The 13,263-nt window shown below is 67.7% G+C and carries 13 protein-coding genes; 9 read left to right on the forward strand and 4 right to left on the reverse strand.

The features are described 5' to 3' along the window. Positions 1-14 precede the first annotated feature (14 nt). Positions 15-632 carry a 2OG-Fe(II) oxygenase gene (locus tag I0D00_RS13040; protein WP_213640149.1) on the forward strand — a complete coding sequence of 206 codons (618 nt, stop codon included), beginning with the start codon at positions 15-17 and terminating at the stop codon, positions 630-632. A 35-nt stretch (positions 633-667) separates the two neighbouring features. After that, a complete protein-coding gene (locus I0D00_RS13045; protein ID WP_213640150.1) occupies positions 668-1,159 on the forward strand; it encodes a 2-thiouracil desulfurase family protein in 492 nt (163 codons plus the stop codon). Positions 1,160-1,223: 64 nt separating this feature from the next. On the opposite strand, the gene serA is transcribed toward I0D00_RS13045, so the two are convergent. Next, positions 1,224-2,453, reverse strand: a complete 1,230-nt coding sequence (gene serA, locus I0D00_RS13050) for a phosphoglycerate dehydrogenase (RefSeq protein ID WP_213640151.1) — start codon at positions 2,451-2,453, stop codon at positions 1,224-1,226. Positions 2,454-2,640: 187 nt separating this feature from the next. Here serA and I0D00_RS13055 point away from each other — a divergent pair, with 187 nt between their 5' ends. The 3 genes from I0D00_RS13055 (at position 2,641) to I0D00_RS13065 (ending at position 5,812) form a co-directional block, all read left to right on the forward strand. Further along, positions 2,641-4,035, forward strand: a complete 1,395-nt coding sequence (locus I0D00_RS13055; protein WP_213640152.1) for an FAD-binding oxidoreductase — start codon at positions 2,641-2,643, stop codon at positions 4,033-4,035. A 91-nt stretch (positions 4,036-4,126) separates the two neighbouring features. After that, complete coding sequence (locus I0D00_RS13060; protein WP_213640282.1) at positions 4,127-4,792, forward strand: fumarylacetoacetate hydrolase family protein; 666 nt, start codon at positions 4,127-4,129, stop codon at positions 4,790-4,792. Positions 4,793-4,900: 108 nt separating this feature from the next. Next, on the forward strand, positions 4,901-5,812 hold the full coding sequence (locus I0D00_RS13065; protein ID WP_213640153.1) for an SdiA-regulated domain-containing protein: 912 nt from the start codon (positions 4,901-4,903) through the stop codon (positions 5,810-5,812). A gap of 26 nt (positions 5,813-5,838) precedes the next feature. Here I0D00_RS13065 and rpiA read toward each other — a convergent pair whose 3' ends face one another. Continuing rightward, positions 5,839-6,510 carry a ribose-5-phosphate isomerase RpiA gene (gene rpiA, locus I0D00_RS13070; RefSeq protein WP_213640154.1) on the reverse strand — a complete coding sequence of 224 codons (672 nt, stop codon included), beginning with the start codon at positions 6,508-6,510 and terminating at the stop codon, positions 5,839-5,841. A 141-nt stretch (positions 6,511-6,651) separates the two neighbouring features. Here rpiA and ilvA point away from each other — a divergent pair, with 141 nt between their 5' ends. Both ilvA and I0D00_RS13080 read left to right on the forward strand, forming a co-directional pair. After that, positions 6,652-8,166 (forward strand): threonine ammonia-lyase, biosynthetic, encoded by a 1,515-nt coding sequence (ilvA, locus tag I0D00_RS13075; RefSeq protein ID WP_213640155.1) that lies wholly within the window; start codon positions 6,652-6,654, stop codon positions 8,164-8,166. Positions 8,167-8,191: 25 nt separating this feature from the next. Beyond that, positions 8,192-8,632, forward strand: coding sequence for a DUF2269 family protein (locus I0D00_RS13080; RefSeq protein WP_213640156.1), 441 nt, complete (start codon positions 8,192-8,194; stop codon positions 8,630-8,632). Positions 8,633-8,694: 62 nt separating this feature from the next. Here the strand turns inward: I0D00_RS13080 and I0D00_RS13085 are convergent, their stop codons facing one another. Then, positions 8,695-9,348 (reverse strand): histidinol-phosphatase, encoded by a 654-nt coding sequence (locus I0D00_RS13085; RefSeq protein ID WP_213640157.1) that lies wholly within the window; start codon positions 9,346-9,348, stop codon positions 8,695-8,697. A gap of 144 nt (positions 9,349-9,492) precedes the next feature. Here I0D00_RS13085 and I0D00_RS13090 point away from each other — a divergent pair, with 144 nt between their 5' ends. Together I0D00_RS13090 and ptsP are read left to right on the forward strand one after the other, a co-directional pair. Continuing rightward, complete coding sequence (locus I0D00_RS13090) at positions 9,493-9,972, forward strand: RNA pyrophosphohydrolase (protein WP_213640158.1); 480 nt, start codon at positions 9,493-9,495, stop codon at positions 9,970-9,972. Positions 9,973-9,991: 19 nt separating this feature from the next. Next, on the forward strand, positions 9,992-12,271 hold the full coding sequence (ptsP, locus tag I0D00_RS13095; RefSeq protein WP_213640159.1) for a phosphoenolpyruvate--protein phosphotransferase: 2,280 nt from the start codon (positions 9,992-9,994) through the stop codon (positions 12,269-12,271). Between the two features lie 59 nt (positions 12,272-12,330). On the opposite strand, the gene I0D00_RS13100 is transcribed toward ptsP, so the two are convergent. Then, positions 12,331-13,077, reverse strand: coding sequence for an NRDE family protein (locus I0D00_RS13100; protein ID WP_213640160.1), 747 nt, complete (start codon positions 13,075-13,077; stop codon positions 12,331-12,333). Positions 13,078-13,263 lie beyond the last annotated feature (186 nt).

Genomic DNA, 13,263 nt, shown 5'->3' on the forward strand with positions numbered 1-13,263 from the left:
GTAGAATCGCCGGCATGCCTACCGACGCCCTTGATCTGCCCCTTTCGAACATCGTCGACGACCTAGCCGAACAGGGCTGGTCGTTGCAGCCGCTGTTCGCGCCTACTGCTCTGACCCTCGAGTTGGCCGCCGAGTGCCGCAGGCGGGCCGCCCAGGGCGCCCTGACCCCGGCCGGCGTCGGCAAGGCCCAGGAGGTGCGCGAGGGCATCCGCGGCGATCGTATCGAATGGCTGGATGCCGGCCAGTCGGCGGCCTGCGACCGCTACCTGGCGCTGCTCGACGAGCTGCGCCTGACGCTCAATCGCGGGCTGTTCCTGGGCCTGGAGGACTACGAGAGCCACTTCGCCCTGTACCCGCCCGGCGCCTTCTACCAGAAGCACCTGGACCGCTTTCGCGACGACGACCGCCGCGCGGTGTCGGTGGTGCTCTACCTCAACCCGGACTGGCAGCCCGAGCACGGCGGCGCCCTGCGCCTGTACCTGGCGGATGGCTCGACCCGCGACATCCCGCCCCGGGCCGGCAGCCTGGTGGCGTTTCTCTCGGCCGAGATGCTCCACGAGGTGCTGCCGACCAGTCGCGAGCGTCTGTCGCTGACCGGCTGGTTCCGCCGCCGGGGGACCGATCCGCTTTAACGGGCTCGTCGATGTCGCGCCGCCAAGGAGGAAAGATGCAAAAGATTCTGGTCAGCCGCTGTCTGCTCGGCCACCCGGTACGCTACGACGGCGGCGCCCACGGCCCCTTCGGCCTGCTCGAGCGCTGGCAGGCCGAGGGCCGGGTGGTGGCCCTCTGTCCCGAGGTGGCCGGCGGCTTGCCGACGCCGCGACCGCCGGCGGAGATTCCCGGCGGCCAGGGCGCCCAGGTGCTCGATGGCCTGCGGCCAGTGCTCAGTGCCGAGGGCGAGGACTTCAGCGCCGCCTTCCTCGCCGGGGCGCGGCAGGCGCTGGCCCTGGTCGAGCGCCAGCAGATCCGTCTGGCGGTGCTCAAGGCGCGCAGCCCGTCCTGCGGCAACCGCGAGAACTACGACGGCAGCTTCAGCGGGCTCAAGGTGGCCGGCGAGGGGGTGACCGCGGCGCTGCTGCGGCGTGCCGGCGTGCAAGTGTTCAACGAGGAGGAACTGGCCGAGGCCGAGGCGGCGCTGCAGGAGCTGGAGGCGGACTGAGGCAGGGGCGGCGGAACGAAAGAAGGGAGGCCGCCGGCCTCCCTTCCTCGTGCTCAGCCGGGGCCTAGAACAGCACGCGGCTGCGGATGGTGCCGTGCACGTGCTGGAGTTTCTCCAGGGCCAGGTCGGAGTACTCGGCGTCGACGTCGATCACCACGTAGCCGACCTTGTCGTTGGTCTGCAGGAACTGGCCGGAGATGTTGATGCCGTTGTCGGCGAACACCTTGTTGATCTCGCTCATCACCCCCGGCACGTTGGCGTGGACGTGCAGCAGGCGGTGCTTGCCCGGGTGCGAGGGCAGGGCCACCTCGGGGAAGTTGACCGAAGACACCGAGGTGCCGTTGTCGCTGTACTTGACCAGCTTCTCCGCCACTTCCAGGCCGATGTTGGCCTGCGCCTCGGCGGTGGAACCGCCGATGTGCGGGGTCAGGATCACCCGGTCCAGGCCGCGCAGCGGGCTGGCGAACTCTTCCTCGTTGGACTTGGGCTCGACCGGGAACACGTCGATGGCGGCGCCGATCAGGTGTTCGTCCTTGATCGCCTCGGCCAGGTGGTCCAGCTCGACCACGGTGCCGCGGGCGGCGTTGATCAGGATGCCGCCCTTCTTCATGGCGCGGATTTCCTTCTCGCCGATCATCCACTGGGTCGACGCCAGTTCCGGCACGTGCAGCGAGACGATGTCGCACATGCCCAGCAGCTCGTAGAGGTTGCCGATCTGCGTGGCGTTGCCCAGGGGCAGCTTGGTCACCACGTCGTAGAAGTACACCTGCATGCCCAGGGCTTCGGCGAGGACCGACAGCTGGGTGCCGATCGAGCCGTAGCCGACGATGCCGAGCTTCTTGCCGCGGATCTCGAAGGAGTTGGCCGCGCTCTTGATCCAGCCGCCGCGGTGGCAGGAGGCGTTCTTCTCCGGGATGCCGCGCAGCAGCAGGATGGCCTCGGCCAGCACCAGCTCGGCCACCGAGCGGGTGTTGGAGTAGGGCGCGTTGAACACCGCGATGCCGCGCTCGCGGGCGGCGTCCAGGTCGACCTGGTTGGTGCCGATGCAGAAGCAGCCGACCGCCACCAGTTTCTTGGCGCAGTCGAAGACCTCGGCGGTCAGCTGGGTGCGCGAGCGGATGCCGATGAAGTGGGCCTCGGCGATCTTCTCTTTCAGCTCGTCGCCTGACAGGGCGCCCTTGAGGTACTCGATGTTGGTGTAGCCGGCGGCCCTCAGGGTGTCCACGGCATTCTGGTGGACGCCTTCGAGGAGAAGGAACTTGATCTTGCTCTTGTCGAGAGAGGTCTTGCTCATCGGAGTACCTGTTGTCCCACAAATAGTGTCAGGAAAGGCGTCAGCGGCAGGGCTGACCGGAGCCGCTAGGTCGGTGCCGGGGGCACGATTCACGGGGGGCGTATGCTAGCATGATCTCCTTTTTCCATGCTTGGTTGCGACCTGAATGGTTCTCAGGGCGACCATGAATCCTTTGAGAGTTCACGTGATGACCCCAGCTGCCCTGATTGAAGAACTGCAGACCCTGGTCGAGCCCGGCAAGGTGCTCACCGACGCCGACGCCCTGGCCACCTACGGCAAGGACTGGACCAAACACTTCGCCCCGGCACCCAGCGCCATCGTCTTCCCCAAGAGCGTCGAGCAGGTCCAGGCCATCGTCCGCTGGGCCAACCGGCACGGCGTCGCCCTGGTGCCCTCGGGCGGGCGCACCGGCCTGTCCGCCGCCGCGGTGGCGGCCAACGGGGAAGTCGTAGTCGCGTTCGACTACATGAACCAGATTCTCGCCTTCAACGAGTTCGACCGCACCGTGGTCTGCCAGCCGGGGGTGATCACCCAGCAGCTGCAGGACTTCGCCGAAGACCAGGGGCTGTACTACCCGGTGGACTTCGCCTCCGCCGGTTCCAGCCAGATCGGCGGCAACATCGCCACCAATGCCGGCGGCATCAAGGTGATTCGCTACGGCATGACCCGCAACTGGGTCGCCGGCCTCAAGGTCGTCACCGGCACCGGCGAGCTGCTGGAGTTGAACAAGGACCTGATCAAGAACGCCACCGGCTACGACCTGCGCCAGCTGTTCATCGGCGCCGAAGGGACGCTCGGTTTCGTGGTGGAGGCCACCATGCGCCTCGACCGCACGCCGCAGAACCTCACCGCCATGGTCCTCGGCACCCCGGACTTCGATTCGATCATGCCGGTGCTGCACGCCTTCCAGGGCAAGCTCGACCTGACCGCCTTCGAGTTCTTCTCCGACCGCTGCCTGGACAAGATCCTCGCCCGCGGCGACGTGCCGGCGCCCTTCGAGACCCGCGCGCCCTTCTATGCGCTGCTGGAGTTCGAGGCCACCACCGAGCAGGTCGCCGACGCGGCCCTGGCCACCTTCGAGCACTGCGTCGAGCAGGGTTGGGTGCTCGACGGGGTGATGAGCCAGAGCGAGCAGCAGCTGCAGAACCTGTGGAAGCTGCGCGAGTACATCTCTGAGACCATCGCCCACTGGACCCCCTACAAGAACGACATCTCGGTCACAGTGTCGAAGGTGCCGGCCTTCCTCGCCGACATCGACAACCTGGTCAACAGCAACTACCCGGACTTCGAGGTGCTCTGGTACGGCCACATCGGCGACGGCAATCTGCACCTGAACATCCTCAAGCCGGACGCGCTGAGCAAGGACGAGTTCTTCGCCAAGTGCGCCACGGTGAACAAGTGGGTGTTCGAGGTGGTGCAGAAGTACAACGGCTCGATCAGCGCCGAGCACGGCGTCGGCATGACCAAGCGCGACTACCTGGGCTACAGCCGCTCCGAGGCGGAGATCGGCTACATGAAGGCGATCAAGGCAGTGTTCGACCCCAATGGCATCATGAACCCCGGGAAGATCTTCCCGCTCTGATCGGCGTTCCTTAGCCTTTGGTAGCAGCGACAGTCCGTGCTGGCTCGGCCAGCATGGGCGATTGAGCAGAGAACAGACCCAGGAGGCGGTGATGAGTTACCAGCACCAGTATGTCGATGGCACCCATATCCACTTTCCGATGGGCAAGGTGGTGTGCGTCGGCCGCAACTATGCCGAGCACGCCAAGGAACTGAACAACCCGCTGCCGAGTGAGCCGCTGCTGTTCATCAAGCCCGGCAGCTGCGTGGTGCCGCTGGAGGATGGCTTCGCCATTCCCGCCGATCGCGGCGCGGTGCACTACGAGGCGGAGATCGCCGTGCTGATCGGCAAGCCGCTGTCGCGCAGCCCCGACGCCGAGGAGGTGCGCGACGCCATCTCCGGCTTCGCCCCGGCGCTGGACCTGACCCTGCGCGAGGTGCAGGCCCGGCTCAAGGAGCAGGGCTATCCCTGGGAGATCGCCAAGTCCTTCGACGGCGCCTGCGTGCTGGCGCCCTTCGTGCCGGGCGATGCCATCGAGGCGCTGGGCGACATCGGCATCCGCCTCAGCATCAACGGCGAGGTCCGCCAGGACGGCAACAGCGGCGACATGCTCAACCCCATACTGCCGCTGATCCAGCACATCTGCGGCCACTTCAGCCTGCAGCCGGGCGACGTGGTGCTCACCGGCACGCCGGTCGGCGTCGGTCCGCTGCACCAGGGCGACGAGCTGGTGCTGGAGCTGCCGGGGCATGCGCGCTTCGCCAGTCGCGTGCTGTAGGGCGGTCCTGCGGGGCGCCCGGCGGGCGCCTTTCGTCGCGGTAATCGAACCTTAAAGCTAGGCCGCTAGTCTGATGGTCGTCGCACTTCCCCTCCCCGAGTCCCGTCGATGCCCAAGCCGCTGCCCCGCTTCCTGTCCCCCCGTCGCCTGGCGCTGCCGACCCTGGTGGTCCTGGCGGCGCTGTCGGTCGACTACCTGCAGTGGCACAAGCGCGCCTACTTCTGGTTCAAGGAGCAGGGCCTGAGCCTCGCCGAGCAGCAGGCGAGCATCTGGCTGCCGGGCTACCGGGCGGTGCTGCAGGGCAAGCCGCTGGCCGGCCTGGAGGATGACGAGACCTCCGGGCTGACCTACCACCCCGGCAGCGACACCCTGTTCACCGTCACCGGCAAGAACCCGCAACTGGTCGAACTGTCGCTGGACGGCGAGATATTGCGGCGCATCCGCCTGGCCGGCTTCGCCGATCCCGAGGGGGTCGAGCTGGTGGCCGACGGGCGCCTGGCGATCATCGACGAGCGCGAGCGCAAGCTGACCGCCTTCCACCTGGCCGACGACGCCCTGAGCATCGATGCCGCCGACTACCCGGCCTTCGACCTGGGCTTCGCCGACGCCGGCAACAAGGGCTTCGAGGGCATCGCCTGGGACTCGCGCCGGCAACGGGTGCTGCTCGGCAAGGAGCGCTCGCCCCTGGGGCTGTTCAGCCTGCCGTTCCCCGGCGAGGACGGGGCGATCGGCACCCTGCAGCCGATGCCGACGGGCAACCTGTTCGTCCGCGACATCTCTTCGCTGAGCTACGACGCGCGCACCGGGCATTCGCTGGTGCTGTCCGACGAGTCGCAACTGCTGCTGGAGCTGGACGGCGAGGGCGAGCCGGTCAGCTTCATCAGCCTGGGCGGCGGCCGCAACGGCCTGGGCAAGGGCATCGAGCAGGCGGAAGGGGTGGCCATGGATGCGGCGGGCACCATCTATATAGTCGGCGAGCCCAACCTGCTCTACGTGTTCAAGCGGCCGGCGGACAGCTAGGCTCGGCCCGCGCCCGCCGGCGCGGTTCAGCGGGTCAGGCGCTTGACCCCTTCGGCGGTGCCGAGCAGCAGCAGGTCGGCCGGACGCGCGGCGAACAGGCCGTTGGTGACCACGCCGACGATGTTGTTGATCTGCGCCTCCAGCCCGGCCGGATCGACGATCGACAGGTTGTGCACGTCGAGGATCTGGTTGCCGTTGTCGGTGACCACCCCTTCGCGGTACACCGGGTCGCCGCCCAGCTTGACCAGCTCGCGGGCGACGTGGCTGCGGGCCATGGGGATCACCTCCACCGGCAGCGGGAAGGCGCCGAGCACCGGCACCAGCTTGCTGGCATCGGCGATGCAGATGAAGGTCTTGGCCACCGCCGCGACTATCTTCTCGCGGGTCAGGGCGGCGCCGCCGCCCTTGATCAGGTTGAGGTGTTCGTCGCTCTCGTCGGCGCCGTCGACATAGAACTCCAGGTCGCTGACCGCGTTCAGTTCGTACACCGGGATGCCGTGGCCCTTGAGGCGCGCGGCGGTGGCCTCGGAGCTGGCCACGGCGCCGTCGAAGTCCATCCGGTGCTGGGCCAGGGCGTCGATGAAGCAGTTGGCGGTGGAGCCGGTGCCGACGCCGACGACGCTCTTGGCATCGAGCTGGGGGAGGATGAAGTCGACGGCGGCCTGGGCGACTGCCTGCTTGAGTTGATCCTGGGTCATCGCGGTTTCTGCGCCTGAGTGGGTCGGGAGGCGCGAATTATAGCCGGATGCGCCGGCAAAACCCCGCCATTCGTATGGTCGCTCGGCGCGGGCCTGGGGTAGACTCCGGGGTCCCCTAGCGCAACCGCCTGCGATATCGCCATGCTCGAACAGTACGTCAAGAAGATCCTCACCTCGCGCGTCTACGACGTCGCGGTGGAAACGCCCCTGCAAGCCGCCAACCAGCTGTCCCAGCGTCTGGGCAACCAGATTCTGCTCAAGCGCGAAGACCTGCAGCCGGTGTTCTCCTTCAAGATTCGCGGCGCCTACAACAAGCTGGCCCAGCTGACTGCCGAGGAGCAGGCCCGCGGCGTGGTCACCGCCTCGGCCGGCAACCACGCCCAGGGCCTGGCGCTGGCGGCCAAGGTGCTGGGGGTCAAGGCGACCATCGTGATGCCCAAGACCACCCCGGAGATCAAGGTCAACGGCGTGCGTTCGCGCGGCGGCAAGGTGGTGCTGCACGGCGACAGCTTCCCCGAGGCCCTGGCCTACTCGCTGAAACTGGTGGAGGAGAAGGGCTACATCTATATCCACCCCTACGACGACCCGCACACCATCGCCGGCCAGGGCACGGTGGCGATGGAGATCCTCCGCCAGCATCCCGGCCAGCTGGACGCCATCTTCGTCCCGGTGGGCGGCGGCGGGCTGATCGCCGGCATCGCCGCCTACGTCAAGTACCTGCGCCCCGAGGTCAGGATCATCGGCGTCGAGCCGGACGACTCGAACTGCCTGCAGGCCGCCATGGCCGCCGGCGAGCGGGTGGTGCTGCCGAGCGTCGGGCTGTTCGCCGACGGCGTGGCGGTGGCGCAGATCGGCCAGCACACCTTCGACATCTGCAAGGATCACGTCGACGAGGTGATCACCGTCAGCACCGACGAGATCTGCGCGGCGATCAAGGACATCTACGACGACACCCGCTCGATCACCGAGCCGGCCGGCGCCCTGGCGGTGGCCGGGATCAAGCGCTATGTCGAGCGCGAGGGCTGCGCGGGCCAGGTGCTGGTGGGCATCGAGTCGGGGGCCAACGTCAACTTCGACCGCCTGCGCCACGTCGCCGAGCGCGCCGAGCTGGGCGAGAAGCGCGAGGCGATCATCGCCGTGACCATTCCCGAGCAGCCGGGCAGTTTCAAGGCCTTCTGCGAGGCGATCGGCAAGCGCCAGATCACCGAGTTCAACTACCGCTACCACACCGACAAGGAAGCGCACATCTTCGTCGGCGTGCAGACCCATCCGGAGAGCGATCCGCGCGCGGCCCTGGTGGCCAGCCTGAGGGAGCAGGGCTTCCCGGTGGTCGACCTGACCGACAACGAGCTGGCCAAGCTGCATATCCGCCACATGGTCGGCGGCCACGCCGCGCGGGTCAGCGACGAGGTGGTGCTGCGCTTCGAGTTCCCCGAGCGGCCCGGCGCGCTGTTCAACTTCCTGCAGCGCCTGGGCGGCCGCTGGAACATCTCCATGTTCCACTACCGCAACCATGGCGCCGCCGACGGCCGGGTGGTCGCCGGCCTGCAGGTGCCCCAGGCCGAGCGGCACCTGGTGCCGGCGGCGCTGGACGAGATCGGCTACCCCTACTGGGACGAGAGCGACAATCCGGCCTACCGGTTGTTCCTGGGCTGAGCCGGCGCGCCGGCGGGATGAGTGAATGGAACCCTACCAGCTGTTGAAGATTGCCCACGGCCTGCCCGCCATCCTGCTGCTGCTCGGTGTGCTGGCCCATGTGCTGATGCTGTGGAAGGCGGCGCGCGGCGGCGATGCGGCGGTGCTGCAGCGCAAGCTCGCGCGTACCCGCCTGATCAGCCTGCCGCTGCTCGGCCTGCTGGCGCTGAGTCTGCCGGTGAGTGGCTGGTTTCTCGTGGATGGGGCGGGCTGGCCGCTGTCGCAGACCTGGCTGCTGGCCAGCAGCGTGCTGTTTGGCCTTTTGGTGGTCTGCGGTCTGTTGCTGGGTGGACGCCTGAAGGCCTGGCAGGCGCTGGGTGAGGCGCCGGCTTCGAGCGGGCTGCTGCGGGTTACCGCCGCCTATGCCGGGCTGAGCCTGCTGTTGCTGCTGGTGATTCTGGGGCTGATGGGGGCCAAGCCGGCCTGAGCGTCGAGCCGCCATGGAAAACGCCGCCCATCGAGGCGGCGTTTTGCTGTGCAGCGGGGCGTTCAGCGTAGCGAAATGATCGGCCAGCCGCGCTGCTGCGCTTCGGCGCGCAGCTTCGGGTCGGGGTCCACCGCCACCGGCCGGGTCACCCGCTCCAGCAGCGGAAAATCGTTCATCGAATCGCTGTAGAAGCAGCTGTCGTCCAGGTTCAGGCCGGTTTCCGCGAGCCAGCGATCGAGGCGGGTGACCTTGCCTTCCTTGAAGCAGGGCACGTCGGTGGTGCGCCCGGTGTAGCGGCCGTCCGCCATCTCGCACTCGGTGGCCAGCAGGGTGTCGACGCCCAGGCGTGCGGCGATGGGGCCGGTGACGAAGCGGTTGGTGGCGGTGATGATCAGCAGCTTGTCGCCGGCGGCGCGATGCTCGGCCAGCAGCGCCTCGCCCTTGGCCAGGATGATCGGCTCGATGCAGTCGCGCATGAACTCGCGATGCCACTGCTCGAGCTGGGCCATCTCGCTGCGTCCGAGGATCTCCAGGCTGAAATTCAGGTAGTCGCGGATGTCCAGGCGCCCGGCCAGGTAGTCCTCGTAGAAGGCATCGTTGCGCGCCTTGTAGGCCACGCCGTCGAGGATGCCGCGCGCGCACAGGTAATCGCCCCAGGCGTGGTCGCTGTCGCCACCGAGCAGGGTGTTATCGAGGTCGAAGAGAGCCAAGCGCACGCGTATCACCTATCTATCGCAACAGCCGAGGGCCGCCAGAATAGCGGCTTTTCCCGGCTATTCCTATTCCCGGGACGGCCGCGTTGCCGCTGCCGCGGGCTTTGTGGAACAATGCCGAAACATGCGTTTACGAGGTTATGCGCCGTGATCGACTCTGATGGTTTTCGCCCTAATGTCGGCATCATCTTGACCAACGATGTCGGTCAGGTGCTCTGGGCGCGTCGGATTAACCAGGACGCTTGGCAGTTCCCGCAAGGCGGGATCAACGACCATGAGACGCCGGAAGAGGCGCTGTTCCGCGAGTTGAACGAGGAAGTCGGCCTGGAGCAGGAGGATGTGAAAATTCTCGCCTGCACCCGCGGCTGGTTGAGGTATCGTCTGCCCCAGCGCCTGGTGCGCACCCACAGCCAGCCGCTGTGCATCGGGCAGAAACAGAAATGGTTCCTGCTGCGCCTGACCGGCGCGGAGGACAAGGTGCGTATGGACTTGACCGGCAAGCCGGAATTCGACGGCTGGCGCTGGGTCAGTTACTGGTATCCGCTGGGCCAGGTGGTGACATTCAAGCGCGAGGTCTACCGTCGCGCCCTCAAGGAACTCGCTCCGCGCCTGCTGGCGCGGGACTGACACTGACTAGAGCCGAGCCATGCTCAATACGCTGCGCAAGATTGTCCAGGAAGTTAATGCCGCCAAGGACCTCAAGGCGGCGTTGGGCATAATCGTGCAGCGCGTCAGGGAGGCCATGGGCAGCCAGGTCTGCTCGGTCTACCTGCTCGATCCGGAGACCAACCGCTTCGTCCTGATGGCCACCGAGGGCCTCAACAAACGCTCCATCGGCAAGGTCAGCATGGCCCCCAGCGAGGGCCTGGTCGGCCTGGTCGGCACCCGCGAGGAGCCGTTGAACCTCGAGGACGCCGCCGCCCACCCGCGCTACCGCTACTTCGCCGAGACCGGCGAGGAGCGCTTCGCCTCCTTCCTCGGCTCGCCGATCATCCACCACCGGCGGGTGATGGGCGTGCTGGTGGTCCAGCAGAAGGAGCGCCGCCAGTTCGACGAGGGCGAGGAAGCCTTCCTGGTCACCATGAGCGCGCAGCTCGCCGGGGTGATCGCCCATGCCGAGGCGACCGGCTCGATCCGCGGCCTGGGGCGCCAGGGCAAGGGTATTCAGGAGGCCAAGTTCATCGGCGTGCCCGGCTCGCCCGGGGCGGCCGTGGGCACCGCGGTGGTGGTGCTGCCGCCGGCCGACCTGGAAGTGGTGCCGGACAAGAGCGTCGAGGATATCGAGGCCGAACTGCGGCTGTTCAATACCGCCCTGGAAGGGGTGCGCGCCGACATGCGCAACCTCTCGACCAAGATGGCCAGCCAGCTGCGCCCGGAAGAGCGCGCGCTGTTCGACGTGTACCTGATGATGCTGGAAGACGCCGCCCTGGGTAACGAGGTGGTCAACATCATCCGCACCGGCCAGTGGGCCCAGGGTGCCCTGCGCCAGGTGGTCGGCGAGCACGTCAACCGCTTCGAACTGATGGACGACGCCTACCTGCGCGAGCGCGCCTCCGACGTCAAGGACCTCGGCCGGCGCCTGCTCGCCTACCTGCAGCAGGCGCGTCAGCAGAGCCTGGAATACCCGGACAACTGCATCCTGGTCAGCGAGGAGCTGTCGCCGACCATGCTCGGCGAGGTGCCGGAGGGCAAGCTGGCCGGCCTGGTCTCGGTGCTCGGCTCGGGCAACTCCCATGTGGCGATCTTCGCCCGGGCCATGGGCATCCCGACCGTGATGGGCGCGGTCGACCTGCCGTACTCGAAGATCGACGGCATCCAGCTGATCGTCGACGGCTACCACGGCGAGGTGTTCACCAACCCCAGCGAGCTGCTGCGCAAGCAGTACGCCGACGTGGTCGAGGAGGAGCGTCAGCTGACCCAGGGCCTCGATGCCCTGCGCGCCCTGCCCTGCGAGACCCTGGACGGCCACCGCATGCCGCTGTGGGTCAACACCGGCCTGCTCGCCGACGTGGCCCGGGCCCAGGAGCGCGGCGCCGAGGGCGTCGGCCTGTATCGCACCGAGGTGCCGTTCATGATGAACGAGCGCTTCCCCAGCGAGAAGGAACAGCTGGCCATCTACCGCGAGCAGCTGGCCGCCTTCCACCCGCTGCCGGTGACCATGCGCAGCCTGGATATCGGCGGCGACAAGGCGCTGTCCTACTTCCCGATCAAGGAAGAGAATCCCTTTCTCGGCTGGCGCGGCATCCGCGTCACCCTCGACCATCCGGAAATCTTCCTGGTGCAGACCCGCGCCATGCTCAAGGCCAGCGAGGGCCTGAACAACCTGCGCATCCTGCTGCCGATGATCTCCGGCATCCAGGAGCTGGAAGAGGCCCTGCACCTGATCCACCGCGCCTGGGGCGAGGTGCGCGACGAGGGCACCGACGTGCCGCTGCCGCCGATCGGGGTGATGATCGAGATCCCCGCCGCGGTCTACCAGACCCGCGAACTGGCGCGCCAGGTGGATTTCCTCTCGGTCGGCTCCAACGACCTGACCCAGTACCTGCTGGCGGTGGACCGCAACAACCCGCGGGTCGCCGACCTCTACGACTTCCTCCACCCGGCCGTGCTGCAGGCGTTGCGTCGGGTGATCAGCGACGCCCACGCCGAAGGCAAGCCGGTGAGCATCTGCGGCGAGATGGCCGGCGACCCGGCGGCGGCGGTGCTGCTGATGGCCATGGGCTTCGACAGCCTGTCGATGAACGCCACCAACCTGCCCAAGGTCAAGTGGCTGCTGCGCCAGATCAGCCTGGGCAAGGCCCAGGAGCTGCTGGGCCAGGTGATGAGCATCGACAACCCGCACCTGATCCACAGTACCCTGCAGCTGGCCCTGCGCAACCTCGGCCTGGGCCGGATGATCAATCCGGCATCGGACATCCAGGCCTGATAGCGGGCCCCGCGTCCTTCATCCGCTCGTGCGCGCCAGGGTAGGCGGGGCGCTGGCCCTCAACACTCCAGGCTGGTCTCCCCAAGCGGCACGCCCAGGGGGCCGTAGCGGCGCTCGACCAGTTGCCGCGAGCCGTCGGCGCGCACCAGCAGCGCCGTGCTGGCGAGGGTGCCGTAGCTGCGGGTGGCGATGAAGATCCCGGACAGCAGGCGTTCGGTGTTGAGGCCGACACCGGTGTCGGGCAGCGCCGAGTCCGGGGGCTGCTGGGCATCGTGCAGCAGGTCCAGCAGGGCCGGTACCTGGGGCTCGACCAGGCACTCGCTGAGCAGCGCCTTGCCCTTCTCCACCTTCGGCCAGGGGGTGTCCAGGTCGGCGTTGGAGAAGCCGTACAGGCCTTCCTCCAGCTGCCGCGCGATGCCCTCGCGGGAATTCAGGAACCACAGTTGCTTGGCGTCGCCGACCAGCAGGTTGAACGCCGAGTAGTTGCCGGCGCGCTCGGCCAGCTCCGTGAGGAACGCCTCGGGCTCCAGTTCGCCCTGCAGGAACTGCAGCGGCAGCTCGCCGCGGGAGCGACCAAAGGGGGGCTGGCGCGGGTCACGGATATTGGTCAGGGCGGCGTAGCGGCCCTGCGGGCCGGCGGCCAGCCAGGTGCCGCCGGCTTGCAGGTCGCGTCCGCCATAGATGTTCGGCGCATCCTCCCAGGCCGCCAGGGGCTGGCTCGGGCGCTCGTAGAATTCGTCGCGATTGGCCGCCAGAACCAGGGGAAGGGGATGGGAGGGGCGCCAGGCGAATACGATCAGGCACATAGAAACTCCTTGGGTGGCGGGACTCTGAAGCCGGGTATCGGTGGCCGCCTGGGGTCGCACTGCGCCCGCGGGGACCGGAGTCCAGTTCCTGCATGTGATTTTCTTGTTACGTCAGTGTGCGCGCAAGACGCTCCAACAGTTGCCCGACAGCTTAGGCGTTGGGGCCGGGCCAGGGGAAGGGCATAG

The organism is Pseudomonas lalucatii (assembly GCF_018398425.1).
Taxonomy (GTDB): domain Bacteria; phylum Pseudomonadota; class Gammaproteobacteria; order Pseudomonadales; family Pseudomonadaceae; genus Aquipseudomonas; species Aquipseudomonas lalucatii.